Source organism: Rhizobacter sp. P2_H2 (assembly GCF_056403375.1).
The window spans coordinates 1-689 of the sequence record NZ_JBFUFP010001711.1 but is presented as its reverse complement, the minus strand read 5'-3'; the positions used below and the strand labels follow the sequence as shown (position 1 = coordinate 689).

At 60.0% G+C, this 689-nt stretch carries 1 protein-coding gene; it reads right to left on the bottom strand.

Translation table 11 applies throughout. The features are described 5' to 3' along the window. Positions 1-258: 258 nt before the first annotated feature. Positions 259-689, bottom strand: a 431-nt coding sequence (locus tag AC1D15_RS35765) for a hypothetical protein (RefSeq protein WP_477829822.1), incomplete at its 5' end; no start/stop codon positions are given.

Genomic DNA, 689 nt, shown 5'->3' with positions numbered 1-689 from the left:
AATGTCCTCCGCGGTTCCGTACGCATGATCGAGTTGCTGCCAGTGGGTACTGTCGAGACTCAGCACGAAGGTTCTCCTTTGCTCAATGTTCACATGAAGTCCCGAGGAAGACCTCTACGGTCCAGTCCATGAAGGCCCGCAGTCCAGTCTTCGCACGGCTCCACGGCATCTGCCATGTACGCCCAGGCGCGGATCTCGGTACTCGAAGGGTTCCACGGGTCAGCGAACATGGGTTGTGCGGACTTGAACTTGAATTGGTCAACGCGCGAGGCGTTCGCCTGCAACAGTCCTGTACTCGATCGATACACCAAGCGCTTGATGGATTGACTTCCCGGGCCGACTCTTCGGATCGACGGTGACTCTCAGCTGGTCGGCTGCAACCCACTCGATCCGCGGCGGAAGTCCCACTCCGTAGGTCGATTCTGCGTAGTAGATGACCGACGCGTCCTTGTCCCCGTGCGAGAACGAGCCGTGTTGCGGCGGACCCAGGTGAATCTCGTCGTACAAGGCGCCTTGACCGAAACCGAGCCCGTTGTCGACGACMTCGACGGTTGCGGCGAAGTTTCTGGATGGGCTTTCAACTTGCGTCGTCTCGACAGCTCGCGGCACGCCTTCAGAACATGCTGAGAGACCGATGGCTGCCCCAAGCAACGCTCCTGCCCAGCTCATGCGCGCCCCTTGCGCTTCTC